This is a genomic window from Apilactobacillus timberlakei, from assembly GCF_002993965.1.
Classification (GTDB): Bacteria; Bacillota; Bacilli; order Lactobacillales; family Lactobacillaceae; genus Apilactobacillus; species Apilactobacillus timberlakei.
In genome coordinates, this window is sequence record NZ_POST01000003.1 from 163,893 (window position 1) to 189,417 (window position 25,525).

The following is a 25,525-nucleotide window of genomic DNA, read 5'->3' on the forward strand; positions in this document are numbered from 1 at the left end:
TATTTTTTATTAAGCTTCACTTTTATCGGCACTAATTACTACTTTACCATCTTGCATATCAGCATCTAAGTGCTTAATATCTTCATGGTCTAAGTAGAAGTCAGTAATCTTATCTCTGATTTCTTGTTCAACAACTCGACGTAATGGACGAGCACCCATTGCTTCATCGTATCCTTGATCAATTAAGTAATCCTTAACCGGTTCAGATACTTTAACATCCATATTCTTCTTAGCCAATGTCTTGTTAACATCATCTAACATCAAGTTAATAATTTCTTTCAAATTATCTTTAGATAGATGTGAGAATTCAACAATTGCATTGAAACGGTTTAAGAATTCAGGACGGAAGTATGGAGCCAAACGATCAATTAACTTCTTATCTTTATCGTCATCACCAGTAACGCTTTCATTACCAAATCCAGCGTTAGAAGTAGCAATTACAACTGTGTTCTTAAAGTTAACAACATTACCTTGACCATCGGTTAAACGACCATCATCTAAAACTTGTAGTAACAATGTTAATACTTGTGGGTTAGCCTTTTCAATTTCATCTAATAGAACAATTGAATAAGGATTACGACGTACTTTTTCAGTTAAAGTATTGTTGTTATCGTTGTATCCAACATAACCAGCGGATGCACCAATTAACTTAGATACAGCAGTTGGGTCGGAATATTCAGACATGTCTAATCTAATAATATTATCTTTATTACCAAACATGTCTAAAGCTAATTGTTTTGCCAATTCAGTTTTACCGACACCAGTTGGTCCAACAAATAAGAAGGAACCAATTGGACGATTGCCTTCATCAAAACCAGCACGGTTACGACGAATAGCACGAGAAACAGCAGCAACTGCTTCATTTTGACCAATAACTTTACCCTTTAGACGACTGCCCATGTTCTTCAAGTGTTCAATATCATTATTGCTCATCTTGGAAACTGGAACTCCAGTTAATCTTTCAACTGATTGAGCGACATCATTAATAGTTGCAGTGACTTTCTTAGCATCACTCTTGTTGTCTAATTGTTTATTCAACTCATCAATCTTATTCTTATGATTCAAAGCAGCTTCATAGTCTTCTTTATCTGCAGCAGCTTGTTGAGCTTTCTTTTCAGTTTCAATTTGGTCTTCTACTTGTTTCTGATCTAAAACTGGATGTTGAGCTGCCAAGTGTGCAGCAGTCATATCAACTAAATCAATAGCTTTATCAGGTAAGCTACGTTGTGGAATATATTGAACTGAATAATCCACAGCTGCTTTCAATACATCATCAGGTAATACTACATTGTGATGCGTTTCGTAAAGCTTACGAACGCCCTTCAAGATAGCTAATGTCGTTTCGGCTGAAGGAGCGTTGATTTTTACTTCATTAAAACGACGTGATAATGCAGCATCTTTCATGATGGTATTACGATATTCATCTTGAGTAGTGGCACCGATAACGGTAAAGTCACCACGAGATAATGCTGGTTTAATAATATCAGCTAATCCTTTAGAACCACTTTCATCACCGGAATTACCAGCTCCTAAGATTTGATGAATTTCATCAAAGAATAGGATTACATTTTTCTTTGCTTTTACTTCTTTAATTAAGTTTTGAATATTTTCTTCAAAACTACCACGGTATTGAGTACCAGCTTCAAGTCCAGAAATATCAATACTGATAATTTCCTTATTCTTGATTGCTGCTGGTACATCACCCTTAGCAATTGCTTGAGCTAAGCCCTCAACAACAGCAGTTTTACCAACACCAGCATCACCAACTAGCACTGGATTATTTTTAATTCTCCTGGATAATACTTCAGCAGCTTCTTGAATTTCTTTATCTCTGCCAATAACAGGATCTAATTTCCCATCACGAGCTTCTTTAGTTAAGTTACGACCTAACTTATCAAGAATGCTCTTACCATTATTACCTTGCTTTTGTTGTGGATTCATCTGACCATTTTGTAATTGACCAGATTTTCTTAATTGTTCTAATTGCTCTGGGGTGACTTCCTGACCGTTAACCATGTAGCGACGTTGTGGGTTTGAACTCCCAGTATCACCTAAGAATTGATTGAAAATTTTATCAAAATCATCATTGAATGGATTGAATGGATCTCTAGCCATAGTACATCCCTCGCTTTTCTTTATTATTTAGTTTTTATTAATGGAGAAAGTTTCTTTATTTATTCATTCCCTTTCTTCATTACAACTATACTATAGCACCTATTTTACATAATACAAGTTATTTGTTGACCTTTTTTGACCTTTGTTTTAAAAAATCCTTATCATTCCTTTCATATCAAGGAATAAAAAGATCAAATTTTTTTCAAAAAGGTTTGACTATGTGAACAATGATTACATTTCAAGTTAATTAAACGTTTTTATAATAGATAAAATATACTTTTAAATAATTTTCTGTTATTATATCTAATATAAGATGTTATAAAACATCACATATTAAAGGGGATTATGCAGATGAAAAGACATTCATTCACAAGCCATTGTGTTTTAGCAATGGCTTGTGGTCTTATCATTGCGTTAAGTTTGTTTGCGGCACCTACTAAAACACATGCTGCTGAAAAAACTTATGAAATTGGTACGGATGTGACTTTCCCGCCATTTGAATACGCAAATGATAACAACAAATATGTAGGGATTGATATGGATCTAATTAGAGCTATCGCTAAGGATCAGCACTTTAATGTTGATATTAAGCCATTAGGTTTCAATGCTGCAATTCAGGCAGTTCAAGCTGGCCAAGCTGATGGGGTATTAGCTGGGATGTCAGTAACACCTGAGCGTAAAGGTACCTTCGACTTCTCGAATCCATATTATAATTCTGGAGTTGTAATGGGAGTTGCTCAAAATAATAACAGCACTAAGAGCCTTAACGACTTAAAGGGTAAAACCGTGGCTGTTAAAACTGGAACCACCGGTGCTCAATATGCCCAATCAATACAAAAAAAATATGGTTTTAAAATTTCCACTTTTGATGATTCAAATAATGTTTATGAAGACGTTATGACTGGTAATTCCGTTGCTTGTTTTGATGATCAACCAGTTCTTAAATATGGTATTAATCAAGGAACTCAGTTAAAAATTGTCACTAAACCTGCTGCTGGCACACCAATTGGCTTTGGAGTAAAAAAAGGACAAAACCAAGAATTATTGAAAAAATTCAACACCGGTTTAGCCAACTTAAAGAAAAATGGCCAATATCAAAAGATTCTAGACAAATATTTAAATGCTAAAAAGAGTACCACTGACAATCATTCATTCTTTGGTATTTTAAATCAAAATAAAGTTTTCTTATGGCAAGGATTCTTACAAACGTTATGGTTAACCATTGTTTCAATCGTCTTTGCTACTATTATTGGAGTGTTCTTTGGATTACTAGGAGTGCTTCCAATGAAGTTCTTCCAAGGATTATCAACTACTTTCATTTATGTATTTAGAGGACTTCCATTAATTGTTTTAGCACTATTCATTTATACTGGAATTCCTACATTAATTGGTACTAAGATTCCTGCTTTCACTGCCGGAGTTATTACGTTAATGTTAGATGAAGGTGCTTATATTGCAGCCTTTGTTAAAGGTGGTATTCAGTCCGTTGAAAAGGGTCAAATGGAAGCTGCTCGTAGTTTAGGACTACCATTTGGTAAAGCTATGCGTAAAGTTGTCTTACCACAAGGAATTAAATTAATCGTGCCATCATTCATTAACCAATTCATTATTACATTGAAAGATACTTCGATTCTTTCTGTAATTGGTATTATTGAACTTACCCAAACTGGTAAAATTATTATCGCTAGAAACCTAGAAGGCTTTAAAGTATGGGCAATGGTTGCATTAATTTACTTAATTGTCATCACCCTACTTACTTGGCTTTCTAATTGGGGTAAAAGGAGGACTAAAATTTGAGTAAAATAAAAGTAACTGACCTATATAAACAATATGGTGATAACCATGTTTTAAAAGGCGTTAATCTAGAAGTTAAAGATAACGAAGTGGTCGTAGTAATTGGTCCTTCTGGTTCTGGTAAAAGTACCCTTTTGCGTTCACTAAATAAATTAGAAGAACCGACTTCTGGTTCTATCGTTGTCCACGGTGAAGATATTGCCAAGAAAGATGCTAATATCGATAAGATTCGTGAACAAATTGGGATGGTATTCCAACATTTTAATTTATTTCATAATTTAGATGTTGGTAAAAATATCATGTTAGCGCCAGTCGAATTAGGTAAACTAAATAAACAAGATGCTGAAAAACAAGCTAAAAAACTGCTTAAAGTTGTGGGTCTAGAAAATAAATTCAATGCTTCTGTTGATTCATTATCTGGTGGTCAACAACAAAGAATTGCGATTGCTCGTGCTTTAGCAATGAATCCAGATATTATGTTGTTTGATGAACCGACTTCTGCCCTTGATCCAGAAATGGTTGGGGATGTACTGCAAGTTATGAAAGACTTAGCAAAAGAAGGAATGACAATGGTTGTTGTTACCCATGAAATGGGCTTTGCCAAAGAAGTTGCTGACCGTGTCGTCTTTGTTGATGAAGGTAAAATCATGGAATCAGGTACCCCTGATGATATTTTCAATCATCCAAAGAATCCGAGATTAAAGGAATTTTTATCTAAGATCTTAGCGGTTTAATTAAATAAATTAATCAAAAAGAGTTCGATAATTAAATATCGAACTCTTTTTTTGCGTTTAAATTGGTTTATTTACGATTATGTTTATTCTTAATATATAAAGTAATAACTGTGACAATGAGTGCAATGATAATTAAAATTGCCACTAATAATAGCCAAAGCCATGTGTAATCACTCTTTACACCAGTTGCTTCATTATTATCCTTATATGCTTTTGCAAAGCTCATATGGAAATCTTTATTATATGCCCAATCATGTTTACCCCAATTAACATCACCAACAAATTTGTAATCACCAGACTTAAAAGCTTGTCCATTAGTTGGCATTAGATAATTAAAATTACTATTAGGTGCAATGGATGCATCCTTTTTGTCTACTTTATACAATGGTTTTTCATGATTATCATATCCCTTTTTTGTATAAATAGCACCAGTCATATGTACACCCGTCATTAAGGCCGGTTGATCATTTTGAAAATGTGCATAAAAGTTATTAGTCCCATTTATTACCTTGCCACCAGCTTGTAAAAGTTTTAGGTTAGGTTGTTGATTTACACCTTCATTAAGAATTATAGGAATAACATATGAATAATCATTATTAATCTTTACATTACCACTACCTGAATTGTTTTTTGAAGGTTCACTAGTGAAAGATAAACTACCTAAAATACTGCCATTAAAATCATCATTAGGCAATTTGATATTAAAAACACTAGTTACAGAACTTTTGGCTGGAACTGATAACTTGTTTTTAGGACTTTCAACGGTTAACTTGCTTAAGGGGTGCTGCAAACTTTTATCGAATTTATTTAAATTATTTTCATCATAATTAATTTGAGTATTATCGTTAGTAAAAGCAGTATTAATACTGGCCTTAATAGTTGTATTTTCATCGCCAGCATTATTAACTCGTACTTTTAATGGATAAGTCTGACCTGGTTTAACATTTAAATCAAAATAACTGGATTGATTTTTATCTTGACCTGATGAGAAAACAGGATCAACTGAGAAATTAACACCAGATGCGTTTGCATCATAAGTAGAAATAGTAAACAAAAATAAGAATGAAAAAAATAAGGTAAAACCAATAATTATGTTTTTAATTATCTTCATTAATTATTTATTTTTGTCCATTCGAAGAAGGGGTTCCTTGTGTTAAGGTCCAAGTTAATTGGGTATTAAATTCTACATTTTTAGTATTACCTTGAGGCATATTATATTCTAATGGTATTCTTAATTTAAGATCTTTTAAGTCTGACAAACTTTGATTTGATCCTTTAGAAATTGTAGCATTGTTAATAATATTTAATGATGAAGAATTGTCTAAATTGGCACTTTCATTATTTGAATTAATAATCCGAGCATTCTTAACAGTTGCTGGTTTATCGTCACCCAATTTTGCAGACAAATTTGTCCCCTTTACAGATAAGGAAGCATTTGACCAATCAGAACCAGTATTATTATTAACAGTTATATTATGATTACCATTAATCCCAACAGTTCTAAGTTGTTGACTATCACCATTATTTAAATCAATGCTATTAAAAGAAAAATCATTAACACTATTTAATGATAAATTTCCTTCAGTAGTACTTTGATTAACATTTGATTTTGTACTTGGTGTTGTATCATCAGCATTAGCACTCACACCACTCATAGATATACCTAACAACAAAGTTAGCGCTGAAACACCTAAAACATTTCTTAACTTCATAAAAAAATTCCTCCAAATATAATATATTTTAAAAGGTAATTTAGTTTATTCATGACATTAAAAAATTAACGTCAAACAAGCCAATTAGGATTTAACAAATATATTGTATAACTAATAATTTATTATTTATAGTTATATAAACAATGAATTATTACAAATAAGAAATATTATTATCTCATTTTAATTTTTAAGGCTTAAAAATAGGCCTTAAATACAATTTTACTAATTAAAAAAAATGTAACATTAAACTTTTATATAATTTCAATAATAATTATATAATTTTCCTAAAAAAATAGTCCCAGCAAGCCAAATGGCTTACTGGGACTCCAAAATATTTACGATTAATTTATCTTTTGCACAAATGCAAATACATCGGTAGCAACTGCATTATTAAGATCAAAGTCATCTTTAATCTTATCAACAGCATCTTTATCATCAGATTGGTCTTGAATGATCTTATTGACCTTCAAAACATTCTCCTTGTTATTAAGGAAATCAGTCAAAATACGACGTTCTCTGACCTCTTTAACAATTCCATATATAACAGATACAACTAGTAAAATAGAAAGTAAATTCCACATATTATTAAATAATCACTCCTATATTAATTATTATACGTTATATCAAAAGATAATTAAAGTGAGTAGTTTGAATAACCTATGGTTTTATTCGATGAATTTTACCCAAGACAGATAAACCAGAAATTAACAACATAATAAATGAAGAAAACACAAATAAGGTCAAAATGCCCAATATATCAGGAGCATTAGAATAAAATTCTACGAATATAAAACAACTTAATGGCAGTAATCCACCAATAACTCCGATAAATAAACCAGCATTAAAGAAAAAATGATTTTTATGATATCGATAGGTTAAAACTGCATCCAAAATAGAACAAGCGATGCTAGTTAATATTAAAATCCAAGCAATTGTCAGTAAAATAACGTCACCTAAATCTTGATTAATATTATACAATGAAAGGCCAATCATAAATGAAACTGGAATTGCAATAATCATTGCCAATCCAGTAAGTATATTTAGTAAACCAATACCAGTAAAATATTTGTTAATAATAAAAAACTCCTTAAAATTTTAAGCTTTGATATTTAAAAAAATTAGTTTCATGATCATTATGGGATGGATGACCCTATCATGATAATTCTGCATTAAAGTATTGTTGCCTCTCAATGTAAAACCTTTGATATGTGTCATCTCCATAAATAGTTAAATTTCATGTTGTTTATATTTACCTAATATATCCAAACTTTCACCTAATTTTAGGTGAAACTGTTTTCTTAAATTTTTCACTTTTTCTACATCTTCTTGATCAGTCGATAATATTTGAATAATTAATTTTTTATTTTTATCGCTTCTTAAAATATCTTCAATTAACCTTTTTGATTTCTTCTCATTCCTAAAATAAACAAATGTATTGATTATCGTAAAAACGAAAACACAAATATTAAAAATATGCCAAAACATTTAAACCCCTCTTTTTTAATAAATAAGTATCATATTTACATATAATAGTGTATACTATATATTCAACATTGATTTAATAGCGCCATATATGGTCGCTGTAGCAAATTTAACTTAATAAAAATATTCTAACTTAATTAAAAGTTTGGACCGGAATACCCTGAATAGAGCTATCCGTGAACGCATAATAGCGTGATAACTATTTTGGTCTATATTACTGGAACAGCTTAAATAAAAGAAAAATAAATAATAAAAAAGATAAAAATCTAAAAAGCTATAATGATCATAATAAGATAAAAGACTTGCTGATAAAGCAAGTCTTTTTATTTGTCTTTATTTTTGTTGGAATAGTGAATACCTACGCAGCAACCAATGAAGATGACAATAAGTAATGTATATTGACCAACCGTATCCCAATCGACATCATCACCACCCAATAGGTTAAATAAGGCAATACAACATAAAATAAACAAGATGAATTTCCACGTTCTAAATATTATGCCAATGCTATTGCCAAATAGTGATAGTAATTTTAAAAAGTCCATATGTATCCTCCATGATTAATATACTAATAATTATATTAGAATCAGCTTTTATTGGCAAAGCAAATATAATTATTTTTATGTATAGAATCACTCCCGCGAATGCGGGATATACATTAAAGGATCCGCGGCAAATCAACAATCTAAAATTATAGATAAAGTATTTTCATTCACTTTTATTATGATAGCATATTCTCAAATCAATTAATATAAAGTTATAAACATATAAAAATTAAGTTTAATTTCTATACTTAATTTTCTTATTTACACCCCACCTAAAAACCGCTATACTTATAAACATACAAAAATAAAACATAGAAAAAGAGCGTTGATCGACAATTATTGGCAGTAATTATCGACCAGCTAACAAAGTAATCGCACTTACTTGTTAACCGTTAACGCTCCTTAGTTATTATATAAGAGCTAAGGAGTAGTTGCAATATATCTAATACATATATGAGGGGACAAGTTTATTACTTGTGCCCTCTTTTTCTATCCAAAAGGATGGATAATAATGAACCAATTTATTAAATTTGATATTGAACTACGTAAAGATGACCGTTTAAACAATGATGCACGCTTAGCATATGCTTACTTATACGATCGGATGCATTCGTCAATTAAGCGTCATGAATTTTTTGATTCTAAAATGAATAATTATTATGTTATTTACACTGTAGAAGAAATGATTAAAGATTTAGGTGTTAGTCGTAATACCGTAATTAATGTTTATAAAAAGTTAGCTGTTTATGGCTACATCATTAAAAAGAAGATCTTTAATGGTGCTACTCGTTTCTTTTTACCTCATTTTCATGATGATAATTCACATTCTAAACCCGCTAAAGTTGCAAATGACAACTCTAATCAAACTAACTTTAAACAAAATACAGCTAAGACAGCTGTTACAACAGGTATTGATAAAACTAATATTCAACACTAAAATAAAACTGTCAAAATTAGTGAATTTGATTTAATGCAAAATGTGGTCGATGGCTTAAAAGCTAAAGCTGCATTTGAACCCACATTAATTAATACTTTAGTGAAATATTCTGAAAATGCTCGTTGTTTGTATCAATATGCGCAACTCATTTTTAAAACTAAAAAAGCCTCGCTTAATCGTTTGATTAAACAAGGCTATTGTAAAGCCAAACAAGCTCTACAGTTTGAAACTAATTATTATATGCAAAATGATTTAGTGAAAGTCATGCGTAACTTAATTATCCAAACCCGCATTAATCATAAAATTCATAATAAAGCTGCTTATATTGCGAAAAGTTTATATAAGTTTTTTGATGATGCAGTTTTGGATTATCATGACCGAATAAATATGCATGAAGTTAAAAATTTTAACATCCCAATTGTAAAACTTAACTAAAGGCCAATTTTCTTATTATAATCCATACCATTATATTGATAAGAATAATCATGATGTAACTTTTGTCTTGTAAAAACAGAAAAATATCCTTGATTTACATATAACTTCATAACTCTTCTACCATGAACTTTTTTATGTGATAACCAGTAATTTAATCCATCTCCAAAATCGGCTTTACCAACAAAATTATAAACTTTAGATTTTTTACCCAGCTTATTAATATATAATAGACCATTATTTTTAGACTTATATTTTCCTAACATTAACTTACCATTTTGATAAACTGAATATTTATTAAATCTATAATGATCTAATTTATGATTATATTTATTCCATTGATACCAGTTTCCCCTCAATTCACTAGGAATCGTATGATGCCCAGAATAACTAGCATGGATATTTTGAGAATTAAAATTAAAAAATAAAATTACTGCTAACAATAATGCAAATGAAATCCCCAAAAAATATTTTTTAAACAAAATAGTGAATCCCTCCTATTTTTAATATATTGAATTACTATTAAAATAGTAATTCAATATATTAAAAATGCACTGCTAAATAACAGTGCATTGAAAATAAGGTTTTACAAAAATTAGCTAGCACTTTTTAGGCTTTTTTGTAAAATCTTTTCAGCGGATAAAGCATTATTTACTAAAACACCAATCTTAATGATTTGCTTATCAGTAAATTTATCAAAATCATTAGGAAATTCAGTAGCTTCATCATTTAATTTTTCTATATTTGTTGAACTTCTAATAGTCTCATTTGATAAAATATTTTCTTTGTTAGACAACAAGTCAGTACTTTTAATTCCTGCTTCAACTTTTTCAGCTTTTTTATATGCTTGCTTAGCTGTTTTTCCATTTTTATTATTAACAAAAAATCCAGTTGCCGCTAAAGTAACACCACTAAGTGCCCAACCGACAATAGGAATAGCACCTAAAACTGCTTCTCCTCCAGCTACACCAGCTCCACCAGCAGCAATGGAACCACCGCCAAGCCATGCTAAAGTTGCATTTGTTGCAGCAGCTCCTGATAAACCAGATATTGCAGCTCCAGTGGAAGCTGTCCCTAAAGATGAGACTAATGCGCTTAATGCAGGTCCTCCTAAAGAAGCCGCAGCACCTAAAGCCGCAGATCCTGAAGTACCTTCTTTAGTTAACTTTACAGCTTCCTCAGATTTATCTTTTACCTCATTTATAAAAGTTCTATAATTCTTTGACTCTTGTTTTAAACGAATATTTTTTGTCTGAAGTTCCATAGGTTTATTCTTAATATTATCAATTATTTGTTCAGAATTCGATAAATCATTGGATAAAGTATCACGATTATCATTCAACAAAAGTAAATTAAATTTTAAATTAGCAAAAGAATGTTTATATAATGAAACGTACTTCTTTAACTTATTAACTCCTCGTTTTTTATACTCTGTATTAAATAAATCTATTCCAAATAATTCAGCCATAATATATCTCCTAGTTCTTAAAAAAATTAACTATATCTTTTTTATTTTTTAATATTGAATCTTCTTTGACACTAAGATGTCTTGCCAAAGGAATACTATTTTGAAATTGATCTGCATCCGGCAAATCCATATCGTAAGCCAGTAATTGTAAACGATTTGTTTTCTCATATTGCTCAAAAATTGTAGTTAATGCTTGATGGTATAGCGAATCGATTTGATTTATTGCTTTTTCATAATTCACTTTGATAGTTTGTTTGTTTATAGTATTCCCAGCCATCATTTCTTTGAAGGATTTTTTAAACTTTTTAATAATATTGGAGAAATCATCAATCACAAAAATAGTCAACCCTGTAAGAGTTCCAACTATAATTGATCCTAAAACCTTACTGATATCATCTTTCAAAAAAGCTAAGACTGGCAAATTAGCCACAACTACATTACCTAAATTTTCTCCTATAGACAAACCAACAGATGATAATATTGCAGCAATGATAATTTCACCAGCTTTTTTCATTCTAAGTTCTAATGTATATTGACTATCAAACATTATTTTAAAAGCTGACACTAAATTAGTGAAAGAATCATTAAGAATTTTTCCAAACCTTCTAGTAGTAGTTATAAATTTATCTAACAAAGTGTTAAATATAGCAGAAGTAAAACCTCCAATAAAGCCTTGAACAAATGAATTTTCTACTAATAATAGTCTATCCGAAATGTTTGTTAAATTATCTTTTATGTTATTAATGAAAACATTGAAACGATCTTTTAATGATTTATAATCATGCCAAGTCTTAATAATCATATTTAAAGCATTAGATATAACATCTTGGATTTGGTAAAAAATAATTCCAATAGCAGAACTCAAAGCTTGTCTACCGCCTTGCTTTGCACTATTAATGCAAGTAGCCGACATAAACTCAGAACTTAAATAATAACTATTAATTTTCCTGTTATACATTTTTCTAGCCTGCTTATCATTTTTCTTTATAGAATTAGAATCCGCAGACATTCTATTTTTAGTATTTTTATTCTTACTATCTTTTTTCTGTTGACTTAAATTAGGATTATTCTGATCCTTTATATTTTGTTGCTTCCAAATTTTCTTTTTATCATCCAAACTATTTGCATAATCAGTTTTATTTTGTTCACCCATAGAACGATTAATACTTCTATCAGTTTTATGTAAGTTATCATCATTATTAGCCAAATCATCAATTTTTTGTCCGGATAAAGCGCGTCCTTTATCTTCATAAATTTCTTTAGTAGAAATTGTATGATCTAAATCTGTTTTTTGGTTTCTCTTTAAATATTTTCCAGTATTGGGATCACATAGTTTTCCATGATATTGTTCAATAGTTTGGCGTTTGTTTATAGTTCTGTATTTATCACTACCACCGTGAAATTTTTTCGCAATGTTCTTATTATATCCTGATGTTTTTTTATAAAGTTTATTTTTTACTTTATCACTAGAATAAACACCATTACGAACATTATGGATAGTGTCAACACCCCCGCCTTCTTTGAAGTTGTCAAAAAGAGAAAAAATATTAAATTGATAAATTAAATTATCTTTTATATTTTCATTTATTGATGAAATCAATTTACCAGTTTCATAATTAGATCTTTTTGTATTTTCAATTGCAGATAAATGCAACAATTTTTCTTCTGCTTTCAATTAATCGCCTCCATATATAAAATAAGGTAATTTTAACTTAAAACTTATCTAAAATTAACCTACTAATAATATTCTAATTTTAGATTATTTATATTTCAAAAAATAAGACTTATACAATAATGAAATTAAAGAATCAATAGAAAAAATATTGTCAAATTTATCTTTATACAAATACAAAAAATAATAAATATATTACTATACAAAAAAGCGCTCTTAAAGATGAGCGCTTTTAGTATACTTATAGATTCCTGTCTAAATTACTATAAGAAGAATAATTTATAAAACGTCAGATTATTTTAAATCTTTAAGTGCTTGTTGAGCAACTACGTTCATAATATTCCATGGACGATCAAAACCTGGTTGGAAGAAGAAGTCAGCATAAGCTAAGTCTTCAACTTTCATATGAGCTTGAATTGCTAATGAAATAGTATTCATATTTTGGGTAGCATCTTGTTTGGACATAACTTGGCCACCTAAAATTTCATGTGTTTCAGGATTGTAAGTTAATTTAAATAATACTTCAGCATTGCCAGCTTTATCTGGAATGAATGGTGGTCTAAATGTATCAGTTACCGTTGTTGATTGGGTCTTAACACCAAAACGTGAAGCCGTTCCTTCTTTAATACCGGTTGAAGCGAACTTATAATCAAATACAGACAAAGCACTTGATCCAGATACTGGAACCATTGCATGTTCTTGGCCTAATGCATTCATGGCAGCAGTACGACCTTCACGACGAGCATTGGTTGCTAGTGCAATTACTGACTTTTCACCAGTAGGAGCAAATGGAACTAACGTTGCATCCCCAATCGCATAAATATCAGGTTCACTAGTTTGCATATATTCATTATTCTTAATAAAACCATGGTCATCTAAATCAACGATGCCATCTAACCACTTAGTATTAGGACGAATGCCAGCAGCTTCTATTACTAAATCTGCTGGGATTTCATTGCCCTTTGAAGTAATAGCAGTTGTGACCTTATCATCTTCACCTTTGTATTCAGCAACACCTTGATTACCATAAAAATCAACATTATGGTCCTTCATAACTTTAGTCAAAGTATCAGTAAATTCTTTATCTAGATAAGTTCCTAGTAATCTTTCATTAAATTCAATAATTGAAACATGCATGCCAGCTTTAGCAAATACTTCTGCAGCTTCAATGCCAATATATCCAGAACCAATGACTGCTACATTTTTAACATCTGGATCAACTGTTTTTTCTTTTAGTTTAATTGCCCAGTCACGACCACGCATTTTATAAATGTTTTGCAAGTCTTCACCTTTAACGCCAAGGCTTGCTGGATTAGCACCGGGACTAATAATTAACTTATCATAGTGTTCATCACGTTCTGAACCATCATTATGATTTAAGACATGGACAGAATGATTTGCAGGATCAATAGCGCTAATTTCTTGTTTTACAAAGACATCCACGCCTGCTTTATGCATTTGATCTGGCTTAGCATAGCTAACATCATTCACATGTTTAACTACCCCTTCTAGATATAGTTGCATTCCACAAGATAGGAAAGAAATGAAATCTCCCTTTTCATACCATTGAATTTCGGTATCTGGTGCGTCTGATAAAATCTGACGGACAGCATCATAACCACCATGAGAAGAACCTAAAACAATAACTTTCATAAATAATAAACCTACCTTTCATCCTCAAAACAGTTTATAATAGTTTTTACTTTATAATAATTATTAACTGATTAACTATAAATAATATAACAAATATATATTGTTATTACAAATTATATGACTGCATGAGTTTGAAACAAAATATTATAGACTTAAATTCAATCCGACTATAATCTAAGTAGATGGTTTTGTGAGAAAGGTGGAGTTATTATGTTTGATTATAATATTTTATCTTTAGTACAAAAAATTACGAAAGATTATCCTAACAAAGTAGTTAACTTGGATAGCATTTTAGATTATGTAAAAAATGATTTAAAAATGGAAATTACGGATAAGAAGAAATTGGTTAATGAATATGTCAAAACTAAAAGTAAATTTAACTTAGTAACTGTTGGAGATTTATCGAAGAAGCTACTATCTATTTGTGATGATGATTCAATTCAAGTACCTAAGCAATTTAAAGAGCAGTTAATTGAGGATACTAATAAGCATGATTTAATCGATTTAGATAAGTTTGGTAGTGTCAATAAGCACCCTAGCAAGACTGGTGGGATTAGTGTTAAGTTCACTTTAGATAACTTGATTAAAAATGGTCTACCTAAAGTAGTCACTTATAAAGAATTAGATTACCGCGTCAAAGACTACTTGAATTACGTGGTTACTGACGATCAATCAAATATTGATAAGTATGTGAATAAAGAAGATCGACAGTTAGATAGATTTATCGAAGTTCTTTCTGAAATTGCAATTCAAGTTCCTGATAAAAAGGCTTCTAGAGAGACTTTGTTGAGCTTATTAAAGGGTAATCAAGCACAAAATAAATTGTTATTATGTAGTATTTTGTTAGATGCAAATATGATGGCAGCCAAAGACTTCAGACTATTTAATGAAGATGATGTGGCCTTTACCAATAAATATCCTGAACAAAAGCAAGCTCTGGATAAAATGATTGATGCTGATTTAATTATGAATTTAAATGGCTATAAACATGAAGCCAATGACAAAACTAAATTTAATATGCATGAATTTATTACAATTCCTAAGTGCGTAACCTATAATGAATTGTTGCATAATTTAAGAACAGCTAAGGTAAAAAAATAAAAGTATATATTAATTGCTTTTAAAATTAATGGTAGTAATATTATTAAAAATTAACTTAATTGGTTAATTTTAATTATCTTAAAAAGGACTTGATTCAATTGAAAATGAACAAAATGTTAGTAACATTATCCTTAGCATTACCATTAGCAACAGTCACTCCAGCCATTACCGGTGTAACCGCTAACGCTGCTCAAGTTAGTCATAAAATGGCTCATCATAAAGAAAGCGAAAAATCTTTTGCTTTGGATAAAGTTAAAGACTTTAAGTCAGCTAAGACTTATAAATTGAAATCTAAAGATGTGAAAGCATATAAAGCAATGTTTATGGCAGATCAACCCGTGGTTTCATTTAGTCACGGCAAAACTGTAAAAGTTCATGATAAAAAAGTTCGTGTAAATAAAAAGATTACCGTTAAAGAAAGTAAAACCAAGCTAGAAAAACTACTAAAAGATAAAAAAGAATACAAAAAAGCCAAGAATATTGAATATCTACATGCAGAGAAAATTGGCTGGATTAAGGCTACTGAAGTAAAATAATTAGCACAAAAAAATCGATGTCATAAAGTTGGCATCGATTTTTTGATTTTATTTATTGTTGTAAATAAAATATCCTTCATAGCTTTTCTTACTATTTACTTTATTATTTTTTGGTTTATTACTATAAAATGACCAGATAGAAATATGATTTTTATCATGAACTTTTACCAAATTAGTAACTCCAGCCATCCCATCATCATTAAATTCATAATACATGGCACTATGATGCTTATCTGGCATTGCTCCAGCCTTAATTATGTAATAATTGTGACCAATATATTTATAATGTGGATTCATTCCAGCTATAGCTGAATATGGGATTCCACTACCAATTTCTTTTTTCTTAAGATTATAATTAATTGTTAGTGGATTATATCCCCTTTCTTTTGTGAAAAGAGTAAAAGTTCTATTATATCCAGGTTGCTCAAATTTAAATTTACTTTTTTTATTTCCACCATGTTTCATATAATTAGTTTGCCAGCCACCCTTACGAACTAATACTTTAGGGTTACCTTTTCTCCAACCACCATTAGTAGATGCATGAACATTACTAGTTAAAACAAATGAGAACATAAGCGCTAATATCAATGATAGTAATGTAAATTTTTTATTAATTTTCATAAAATCACTTCCTGTAATTAGATTATACTCCTACTTTAGATTTACTAATATTACTACGTAAATCAGAGTAGTCCTTTTTAATTTTACTTCTAGTCCATGTTTCAATTCCATTCATAAGAGTATAGCTTTTTAGTACTCTTTTACCATGAATACGCTTTTTAGATAACCAAACATATGGGCTTTCAGTTTTATAAGGAACTAATTTTCCATTTAAAACATAAGTATTTCCAGCAAAATCCATATCTTTTTTATTAATTTTTTGTACATATAACATATATGCATTATTCATTTTATGATTATGAACATCGTATAACTTCATACCATCTTGATAAACTGCATTCTTACCAATATACATATGATAAGTTTGCCAATCTCCATAGTTATTTTGCCCAGATTCATACCAATTTCCTCTGAGTTCCGTTGGAGTTTCATAATGACCCTTATATTTTGCGTAAGTTGTTCTATTACTAATAAATAAAAATAGTGTTAAAGCTAAAAACAACGAAAAAATAAAACCAATTATCGAATTTTTATGTAACTTCATAAATATCTCCTTTTAACTAAATATTAAATCTAAATTGAATGTATGACAATATTTGTTTAGAATAATGCTGAGATAAACATTTATACGTAATAGGAGGTTTAATTATGAATATTAATATGACACCCATCAAGAATGATAATGTTGATACATTAAGAGACATTAGCATTGAAACTTTTAGAGACACATTTGGCGACTATAATAGTGAAAAAGATATGCAAAATTATTTTGATACAGCCTACAATGTTGATGAATTGAAAAAAGAAATTAATGAACAAAATAGTAATTTTAAATTTGTTTTTTGTGACCATAAATTAGCTGGATATTTAAAATTAAATATTGGAGATGCTCAATCAGAACTTAAAGTCAAAAACGCATTAGAAGTAGAAAGAATTTACATCAAAAAGGAATTTAAAAGAAATGGGCTTGGCACGTTCTTAATCAACTATGCAATGGAACAAGCCAAAAGGAATGGCTTAAGTACTGTTTGGTTAGGTGTATGGGAAAAGAATGAAGCTGCTATTCATTTCTATAAAAGAATGGGCTTCAGAGAATTTGATGATCATATTTTCCAATTAGGAAATGATCAACAAAGAGACTTATTATTCAAAAAAACAGTTAGATAAATAAATACAAACAAAAATAAGAGGCTAAATTCAAAAATGAATTTAGCCTCTTAAAATTTATATTAACCTGGTAAAGCTCCAGTTAGTAATTGAACAATTCCATATATATCATCAGGAAATGCCATAATAGCAGCTTCATCCACTTCTTCTGGAGTCATTTTTTTACTAATAATGATAGACAATGCGTTAGCAATTTGAACTGATTGACCACCTAAAATAGTAGCTCCAACAATTTGATGTTCTTTATTTAAAATAATTGTTGCTTCAGATGTATTTTTATCAGCAGGTTCAAATACTAACATCCCATATGGGACTCTTTTAATTTCATAGTCATCATTGTCTTTAACATCTTGAACCTTTAGTCCAACTTGAGCCAAACGTGGTAATGAGAATAATGCTTCAGCGATTGGTGGATATTTAATTGCTGGATTATCATCATTCAAAATATCTTTAGCAATATAATTAGATTCAAAAGTGGCAGTTGGAGTCAACTTAGGTTCTTTTTTATCAATTGCATCACCGCTAACAAAGATGTTCTTAACACTAGTTCTTAAATGATCATCAACTTTAATGCCTTTAGGACCAGCTGTAATGTTCAACTTATCTAAGCCTAGATTTTCATAATTAGCAACTCTTCCTGTAGCATCTAATACATAATCAGTATTAACTTCTAGTCCTTCTTTAGTTTTTAAAACTAGTCCTTTGTCAGTTTTAGTAATTGAATCAACATTTTGATTGAAATCAAAGTTAATCCCATTTTTCTTCATTCTCTTTGTTAATTTTTTAACATATTTAGGGTAGAAATTGCGTAATGGTTGGTCTGAATGGCCAATTACTTCAACTTCTGCTCCCGCAGCACGTGATAAATCCGCAAATTCATAAGAAATAATTCCAGTCCCAATAAAAGTTATATGTTTAGGCATCGTAGGCATGCTTAAAAAGTCACGACTATCATGTAAGTATTCTTGACCTTCAATATTCAATTTAGAAGGACGAAGACCGGTTCCAATCACAATATAGTCAGTTTCATAAATATCCTCACCAACTTGAACATGATTTTGATCTTTAATTGAACCCCAACCGTCAATGATATCAATACCTAATTTAGGAAATGATTCTCTGATAGCCTTATGATCAGGATCTGAATCCAACATTTTATGTTTATGATCCATTAAAGTTGGCCAATCAATTTTAACTTCGCCTTTTAGACCAGTAGTATTTTCAACTTGATGGACAACGTCGGCAGGTCGATCTAATAAGAACTTAGCATTACAGCCATAATTGGTACAAGTACCAAAAATTTTATCGCCTTCAATTAATGCAACTTTTTTACCTTTTTGAGCTAATTTTAAAGCTCCATGCCATGTAGCATGACCGCTACCAATAAACATAACATCATATTTCTCAGTCATAATTATTATTCCTTCTATCTATATTGTTTAGTTGTTAAACAGTGTAGCAAAATTCTTATAAAAAATATCCTAAAAAGCTTATAAAATATAGGAATCATCAAGGATAAATAGTGTTACCATAGATTTGATGAAATAATAAAATTAAAACCAATTAACAAGGAGATAATAATATCAATGATTTAATAAAAAAAATATTATTAAATTCAGAATATAGTAATGTTCAATTACATCCATATGAAAATAAATCAAAAGCCGAAGTAAAATATAAAGACAGTTACAGAAGAAAATATTTTGTGCATAATATTATTAGAGTTGATTATTGGATCAAAGACAAAAATATTAAAAACAAAATGTTCAATTACATTGAAGATGAAGCAAATTCAATCAAAATTATTGGCAATAACAATATTCTAAGTAAAGATGATTTAGATACTTTATCAAAATCATTAATGGATTTAATCAGTAAATCAAATTATGATACCAAAAAATATACGCAAAATGGCAAAGAATCTTTATCGCCATACGTAGATGTGTTTAGAAAAGGTGATAATGCTTTATTGAGTATTAGATTAGAAGGCATTCACCCTGCTAAGAAACAGGTAATTTAGAGATAAAAAGCTCACTAAGAAAATATCTTAGTGAGCTTTTTTGTAAATTCAAGAATCAATGCATAATAATGATATTAAATATATATGCACATAATAATTCTGGAACTATAATAATAACAAAAGTTATAATTGCATTTTTTAATCCAATCTTTTTTTCCAAAAATTTTAAACTTAAAGAAAAGATTAAGCCAATTGTTGCAAATATCATAGCACTTATGTATAGAAAATATATATTCATTTTGCCCTCCAAATTTTATATAATTTTAAATTATTCACCCCCTTAACTTTTGTCAGTATATCATAAACAAAAAAATGCTCTCGATAAACGAGAGCATTTTACTTATTACATATATTTATCAACTAGTTCTTCAAAGTTCTTATTTTCTAGTGGGTAAGCAATTGTCTTATAGTTTAGTAAATCTGAATCAGTAACATTATGAGAAATAGAGTTATAACCCCATGAACCAGTTCCAAGGGTTAGTGATGGATCCAATCCATTAACAATATCACCAACACCACCAATACCACATTGGGTATTAACTAAAATACGACAAGCTTTCATAGTTAAACCAAATTCAGTAATTAAATCATCATCAGTAGTACGAATGGCAGCAGTATGACCTAAACCACCGTAGTTTAACAATGCTTCAACAATTCTGAAAGCATCTTTACGGTCGGCAGCCTTATAAACTGAAACCACTGGTGATAGTTTTTCACCTGATAGTAAGTAATCATGACCAATTCCAGTTAATTCAGCAGCTAATACCTTAGTATCAGCAGGCACTTCAATGCCAGCCATATCAGCAATCTTAGTAGCAGGACGGCCAGCAATTGGACCATTTACACCACCAGTTTTTTCGTTAAACATAGTTTTAGCTAATTTTTCTTGATCAGATTCTTTAATAAAGTAAACACCTTTGTCAGTCAATTTACCCTTTAAATCATCATAAATATCATTATCAATAACTAGACTATTTTCAGTAGCACAAATCATTCCGTTATCAAAGGTCTTTGATGCCAAAATATCATTAGCAGCTGCTGCTAAATCAGCTGATTTTTCAACATAAAGTGGACCATTACCAGGACCAACACCTAATGCTGGTTTACCAGTTGAATAAGCGGCCTTAACCATGGCAGGACCACCAGTAGCTAAAGTAGTTGCGACCCCATCATTATTAATTAATTTATTGGTTGCTTCGATACTTGGTTCCGTAATCCATTGGATACTTCCTTCAGGAGCACCTGCTTTAATTGCAGCATCTAATACCACTTGCGCAGCTTTTGATGAACTCTTCATTGCTTGAGGATGGAAACTAAAAATGATTGGATTTCTAGTTTTCATCGCTAAAATAGCTTTGAATAAAGTTGTTGAAGTTGGATTAGTAACTGGAGTGATTCCAGCTAAGACTCCAAGGGGTTCAGCAATTTTAACTGTCTTTCTTTCACTATCTTCATCAACAATACCAACTGTTTTATGGTCTTTAATGCGATGACCAACTTGACCAGAAGCAAAAATATTTTTGATTGCTTTATCATGAGCAACTCCACGACCAGTTTCTTCATACGCCATGTCAGCTAATTCTTTACTATTTTCCAAACCAGCTTTAACCATTGCATCAACAATATGATCAACTTTTACTTGGTCAAAATCCATCATAGATTTTAAAGCAGTATTTGCTTTTATTACTAATTTATTAATCATTTCATCAACTTGAACCATATAAGAACATCCTCCTTCAGAAAATCTTAATATGTCATTACCCTTAAATTGTATCAAATTTCACAAAATGTATTCAATGTTTCTGAGATGACTCTAATTAATTTTTTCTGCTTGGTTAATTGACAACAAGTATAAATATTTACCAGTCACTGGTTTATTTAAGATGTTGGATAAAGCCTTCGCATATAAATTAATTTGTCCACGATATTTTTCAATAATTTTGTCTACATGTTGGTCAATATTGTGATTACCAATATAGTCAGTTTTGTAGTCAAATAGGACAACATGATCAGAAAATTCTAGATAACCATCAATAATTCCGTGAATCAATATTTTTTCATCACTATCTTTATCAAAACCATTAAAAACCAAATTAGCATTCATTAACATGGAAAATGGTGCTTCTCTGGATAATTTGTCATAATTTTCTAAAATTAATTTTCCTAAATCAGTATCAAATAATTTAACAACTTTATCGATATCAATCTTATTAGCCACTTCTTTAGTAATAACTTGATCTGCAACTAATCTTTCAATTAAATCAATGATTTCTTGATTCGATGGATGCTTAGATAAATCTAATTCTTGTAAAATTAAATGCGTCGCCGTTCCGACTTCTGCTGGACTAGGCTGACTAACTGATTGCATGAATTGTGGTTCATCAAAATCACTATTCACATAACGACTACTTTGTTTATTTGCTTGCCAATCTTCATCATAGTTCCCCAAAGTGATATTATCAGGATCTTCAAATAGCCGTTTGATTTCTGATACTGATTGATAAGCAGTAGTTTGTGTAGCCACTTGATTAGGATATTGAAATTCCATGATTTGATCAATCTTATCGACATTAATATCATCTGGTAATGGCCTTTTGGCTAATTTGGCAAATGCTGATAACCATTCTTTATTATCGGCATTATCACCACTAATCAGATTTTTCGACAAATCGTTTTGATTATAGAAATTTACATCAAATTGAGTTTGATCTTCATCTAAACCTGAGTAAGTAGTGTCATCACCAAATTTTGCACGGAAAAGTGGATGACGAACTAATGCGGGTCCAATCCAATCTAAATAATTTTTAGCCCCACTTCTTAGTTCATTTGATAACAAGAGATGATCACTATGGGCAGCTTTTTGCCAGGCATTAATAATCTTAGTACGATCATTGCCATTCTTAGTAGCCCCTACAATGAACAATTGTTGCTCTGCACGCGTTAAGGCTACATATAATTTTCGCATTTCTTCCGCAAGTAATCCTCTATTCTCCACTTGTGTAACTACTTGGCGCTGTAAAGTATCTTCTTTAAATCGATTATCAGGATTTAAATAAGTAATCCCTAAACCTAATTGATCATTTAAAACATACGGTTGTTTACTATCTTGTTGATTAAAACCATGTGAAGCATCAATTAAAAATACAACGGGGAATTCTAGTCCTTTACTTCCATGAATGGTCATGACAGAAACCGCATTCGTATTTTCATCAGCGTTGGCTTCATCTAAATCTTCATTTCGTTCTTGCATATGACGAACAAAACGCACAAATTGGAATAATCCTTTAAAACTAGTTTTTTCATAGTCAAAAGCTCGTTCATAAAGTGCATGCAAATTAGCTTGACGTTGCTTACCAGCAGGCATTCCACCCACATAATCTAGAAATCCAGTAGTTTGATAAATATGCCAAATTAAATCCACAATCTCATGTTGTTGCGCAATATTTCTAAATTCAGTTAGTTGATCTAAAAAGACTTTTATTTTTTCAAAGACTTGGTTACCAAATTCAGTACTTGCAGCAGTTGGGTAATCATGCATAAATTTAAGCACCGCATTAAAGTAATCACCAGTTTTAGCATTGATTCTTAAGTATGCTAATTGATTTTCATTTAAACCAACAATTGGTGAACGAAGCACTGCAACTAATGGAATGTCCTGATATGGATTATCAATAATACTCAATATTGCCATCATAACTTGAATTTCAGTAGTTTTGAAATAGCTTTGAGCTCCATTTACAATCAAGGGAATATTATGGCTACCGAAAATATCTGATAGTACTAAGTTATTATTTCTAGTTGAAGAAATAATTGCAATGTCTGAATATTCAATTGGGCGCATCGTTTGCTTTTTACGATCATAAACTTGCATTTGTTTATTAAGCATTTCATCAATTTTTTGCGCTACAATTTCAATTTGACCATGTGCACTATCTTGAATTTGAAATTGCTCATCAACAACTTCTTCATCATCGTCTTTACTCTCATACATTAATAGATCAACATTTGATTTTAAGCTATCAGGATATTTAGCACCTGCTTTTAATTTAGCGTCATCAGTATAATCAATATCACCAATTTGTTTATCCATAATTTGCGTAAAAATTAAATTGATAAATTCATCAATATTTTTAGCAGAACGAAAGTTATCAGGCAAAACAATTGTCTCATCATCAGGATTATCCATACGGTCAATAAACATTGAGGGGTCAGCTAAACGAAAACGATAAATAGATTGCTTAACGTCCCCTACCATAAACATATTACTAGCATCTTGTTTAGCAACTGTTGAAATAATGGCATCTTGCAGGCGATTATTATCTTGATATTCATCAATCATAATTTCATTGTATTGCGATTGTAGAATTTCACGAATTCCTTTTGACTTCGCATTATCACCACTCAAAATATCATATGCATAATGTTCAACATCGATAAATTCAAGTGCATGGCGCTTTAATTTGGCTTGTTGGTAACTGTCGCTAAAAGTTAAAACCACGCGCACTAATTTATCTACCAATTTTTTTGAAGCTTGCATAATTGATAAATTATCAGTTTCATTTAGTGCAAAATATTTGTCTGGCAACTTTTGAAAAGCTTTTTTGGCACCATCACGAATATCTTTAATTCGATTATGCGTCCCCTTATCTACATCATCATAGGTTTTATTGGTTCGAGGGAAGCTCTTGAATTTTACTTCACTAAATTTCTTTCGCAAATCATCCCAATTATTGTGCTGCAATACATCTAAAAGGTTTTGCATCGATTCAATGTCTAATTGCACGCAAGCAGCTTCTTTTTCTAATCCATTATCTTCAGCCACTGTTTTAGCTGATTCAAATGATAGCTTTTGTTGTGCCACTTCATTTTCAATTATTGGTAATAAATGTTTTTGATAAAAATCACTATCAGTAATTAAACCTGAATCAATATCATAGATATCAGGGGTTTGTTTTAACCATTCAATTGAATCTTGATTAACGTTTGCGTAGTCGTAAGTTTTAAAGACTAAATTAGTTAATCCATCATCAGAACGATCATCAGAGAAATTTTCCGTTAATTGTGCGAAACTACCATCCTTATCATTAGCATATAAATCTTCTCTAACATTTTCCCAGACTTGTTCTTTTAACATTTGGCTTTCCGTCTGATCTGCTAATAAACGAAAGTTAGGATCTAAGTTAATAATATAATAGTAATTTTGCACAATTTTCTGACAAAAGGCATCTAAAGTTGAAATATCAGCTACTGGTAAACGACGTAATTGCTTCACTAAGAATACCTTAGTGTCATTATTATCAGTCTGATTAAGTCGTTCACGCAGCGCTGTTTGAATCCGATCACGCATTTCTTTCGCAGCTGCTTTAGTAAAAGTTAAAATCAACATCTCATCGATATCAATATGTTCATTCAATAATTTGTTAATAACTCGATCTACTAACACCCGGGTTTTCCCAGATCCAGCCGATGCTGAAACTAAAACATTTTTATCAAAATTGCTAGAAATAGCTTTTTCTTGTGGCTTTGTATATTGCAT

The 25,525-nt window shown here is 30.4% G+C and carries 22 protein-coding genes and 1 pseudogene; 8 read left to right on the forward strand and 15 right to left on the reverse strand.

All coding sequences use genetic code 11. The annotated features are described in order from the left end of the window. Positions 1-9: 9 nt before the first annotated feature. Positions 10-2,115: an AAA family ATPase gene (locus tag C7N71_RS04655; protein WP_105987970.1), complete on the reverse strand. Its 2,106-nt coding sequence runs from the start codon at positions 2,113-2,115 to the stop codon at positions 10-12. A 390-nt stretch (positions 2,116-2,505) separates the two neighbouring features. Between C7N71_RS04655 and C7N71_RS04660 the strand changes: the two genes are divergently transcribed. Together C7N71_RS04660 and C7N71_RS04665 are read left to right on the forward strand one after the other, a co-directional pair. Continuing rightward, the gene (locus tag C7N71_RS04660) at positions 2,506-3,912 is read left to right on the forward strand and encodes an amino acid ABC transporter substrate-binding protein/permease (RefSeq protein ID WP_225361885.1); all 1,407 of its coding nucleotides are present in this window, start codon (positions 2,506-2,508) and stop codon (positions 3,910-3,912) included. After that, the gene (locus tag C7N71_RS04665) at positions 3,909-4,643 is read left to right on the forward strand and encodes an amino acid ABC transporter ATP-binding protein (RefSeq protein WP_105987972.1); all 735 of its coding nucleotides are present in this window, start codon (positions 3,909-3,911) and stop codon (positions 4,641-4,643) included. Before C7N71_RS04660 ends, C7N71_RS04665 begins: the two co-directional genes overlap by 4 nt. Before the next feature lie 67 nt (positions 4,644-4,710). Here C7N71_RS04665 and C7N71_RS04670 read toward each other — a convergent pair whose 3' ends face one another. From C7N71_RS04670 to C7N71_RS04690, 5 genes are all read right to left on the reverse strand, one after another. Continuing rightward, complete coding sequence (locus tag C7N71_RS04670) at positions 4,711-5,754, reverse strand: DUF916 and DUF3324 domain-containing protein (protein WP_105987973.1); 1,044 nt, start codon at positions 5,752-5,754, stop codon at positions 4,711-4,713. Between the two features lie 7 nt (positions 5,755-5,761). Next, complete coding sequence (locus tag C7N71_RS04675) at positions 5,762-6,355, reverse strand: hypothetical protein (RefSeq protein WP_105987974.1); 594 nt, start codon at positions 6,353-6,355, stop codon at positions 5,762-5,764. A gap of 341 nt (positions 6,356-6,696) precedes the next feature. Beyond that, positions 6,697-6,936, reverse strand: a complete 240-nt coding sequence (locus C7N71_RS04680; protein ID WP_105987975.1) for a hypothetical protein — start codon at positions 6,934-6,936, stop codon at positions 6,697-6,699. Positions 6,937-7,012: 76 nt separating this feature from the next. Further along, positions 7,013-7,381, reverse strand: a complete 369-nt coding sequence (locus C7N71_RS04685; RefSeq protein WP_140929698.1) for a hypothetical protein — start codon at positions 7,379-7,381, stop codon at positions 7,013-7,015. A gap of 201 nt (positions 7,382-7,582) precedes the next feature. Beyond that, complete coding sequence (locus tag C7N71_RS04690; RefSeq protein WP_105987977.1) at positions 7,583-7,840, reverse strand: hypothetical protein; 258 nt, start codon at positions 7,838-7,840, stop codon at positions 7,583-7,585. A gap of 1,053 nt (positions 7,841-8,893) precedes the next feature. Here C7N71_RS04690 and C7N71_RS04700 point away from each other — a divergent pair. Both C7N71_RS04700 and C7N71_RS04705 read left to right on the forward strand, forming a co-directional pair. After that, entirely contained in the window at positions 8,894-9,319 is a 426-nt protein-coding gene (locus C7N71_RS04700) for a replication initiator protein A (RefSeq protein ID WP_105987979.1), read from the forward strand. Between the two features lie 33 nt (positions 9,320-9,352). Continuing rightward, a complete protein-coding gene (locus tag C7N71_RS04705) occupies positions 9,353-9,754 on the forward strand; it encodes a hypothetical protein (protein WP_105987980.1) in 402 nt (133 codons plus the stop codon). On the opposite strand, the gene C7N71_RS04710 is transcribed toward C7N71_RS04705, so the two are convergent. The 4 genes from C7N71_RS04710 to C7N71_RS04725 form a co-directional block, all read right to left on the reverse strand. After that, the gene (locus C7N71_RS04710; RefSeq protein WP_105987981.1) at positions 9,751-10,233 is read right to left on the reverse strand and encodes a hypothetical protein; all 483 of its coding nucleotides are present in this window, start codon (positions 10,231-10,233) and stop codon (positions 9,751-9,753) included. The two genes, C7N71_RS04705 and C7N71_RS04710, sit on opposite strands and share 4 nt — an antisense overlap. A 113-nt stretch (positions 10,234-10,346) precedes the next feature. Continuing rightward, positions 10,347-11,219 (reverse strand): hypothetical protein, encoded by an 873-nt coding sequence (locus C7N71_RS04715; RefSeq protein ID WP_105987982.1) that lies wholly within the window; start codon positions 11,217-11,219, stop codon positions 10,347-10,349. A gap of 10 nt (positions 11,220-11,229) precedes the next feature. After that, the gene (locus C7N71_RS04720) at positions 11,230-12,894 is read right to left on the reverse strand and encodes a hypothetical protein (protein ID WP_105987983.1); all 1,665 of its coding nucleotides are present in this window, start codon (positions 12,892-12,894) and stop codon (positions 11,230-11,232) included. Positions 12,895-13,185: 291 nt separating this feature from the next. Next, complete coding sequence (locus C7N71_RS04725) at positions 13,186-14,544, reverse strand: FAD-dependent oxidoreductase (RefSeq protein WP_105987984.1); 1,359 nt, start codon at positions 14,542-14,544, stop codon at positions 13,186-13,188. 210 nt (positions 14,545-14,754) lie between these two features. On the opposite strand from C7N71_RS04725, the gene C7N71_RS04730 reads away from it, so the two are divergent. Further along, entirely contained in the window at positions 14,755-15,645 is an 891-nt protein-coding gene (locus C7N71_RS04730) for a hypothetical protein (protein WP_105987985.1), read from the forward strand. A 98-nt stretch (positions 15,646-15,743) separates the two neighbouring features. After that, complete coding sequence (locus C7N71_RS04735; RefSeq protein ID WP_105987986.1) at positions 15,744-16,181, forward strand: hypothetical protein; 438 nt, start codon at positions 15,744-15,746, stop codon at positions 16,179-16,181. A 48-nt stretch (positions 16,182-16,229) separates the two neighbouring features. On the opposite strand, the gene C7N71_RS04740 is transcribed toward C7N71_RS04735, so the two are convergent. Both C7N71_RS04740 and C7N71_RS08055 read right to left on the reverse strand, forming a co-directional pair. Then, positions 16,230-16,802: a hypothetical protein gene (locus C7N71_RS04740; RefSeq protein WP_105987987.1), complete on the reverse strand. Its 573-nt coding sequence runs from the start codon at positions 16,800-16,802 to the stop codon at positions 16,230-16,232. Positions 16,803-16,824: 22 nt separating this feature from the next. Continuing rightward, the gene (locus tag C7N71_RS08055; protein ID WP_105987988.1) at positions 16,825-17,346 is read right to left on the reverse strand and encodes a hypothetical protein; all 522 of its coding nucleotides are present in this window, start codon (positions 17,344-17,346) and stop codon (positions 16,825-16,827) included. 104 nt (positions 17,347-17,450) lie between these two features. Between C7N71_RS08055 and C7N71_RS04750 the strand changes: the two genes are divergently transcribed. Then, positions 17,451-17,969: a GNAT family N-acetyltransferase gene (locus C7N71_RS04750; protein ID WP_105987989.1), complete on the forward strand. Its 519-nt coding sequence runs from the start codon at positions 17,451-17,453 to the stop codon at positions 17,967-17,969. 62 nt (positions 17,970-18,031) lie between these two features. On the opposite strand, the gene C7N71_RS04755 is transcribed toward C7N71_RS04750, so the two are convergent. Beyond that, positions 18,032-19,381, reverse strand: a complete 1,350-nt coding sequence (locus C7N71_RS04755; protein WP_105987990.1) for a dihydrolipoyl dehydrogenase family protein — start codon at positions 19,379-19,381, stop codon at positions 18,032-18,034. Between the two features lie 293 nt (positions 19,382-19,674). Between C7N71_RS04755 and C7N71_RS04760 the strand changes: the two genes are divergently transcribed. Beyond that, positions 19,675-19,989, forward strand: a complete 315-nt coding sequence (locus C7N71_RS04760) for a hypothetical protein (RefSeq protein WP_105987991.1) — start codon at positions 19,675-19,677, stop codon at positions 19,987-19,989. Between the two features lie 349 nt (positions 19,990-20,338). Here C7N71_RS04760 and C7N71_RS04770 read toward each other — a convergent pair. Further along, positions 20,339-21,709 (reverse strand): annotated as a pseudogene (locus C7N71_RS04770) (aldehyde dehydrogenase family protein); the annotation flags it as partial. 93 nt (positions 21,710-21,802) lie between these two features. Beyond that, on the reverse strand, positions 21,803-25,525 hold the full coding sequence (addA, locus tag C7N71_RS04775; protein WP_105987993.1) for a helicase-exonuclease AddAB subunit AddA: 3,723 nt from the start codon (positions 25,523-25,525) through the stop codon (positions 21,803-21,805).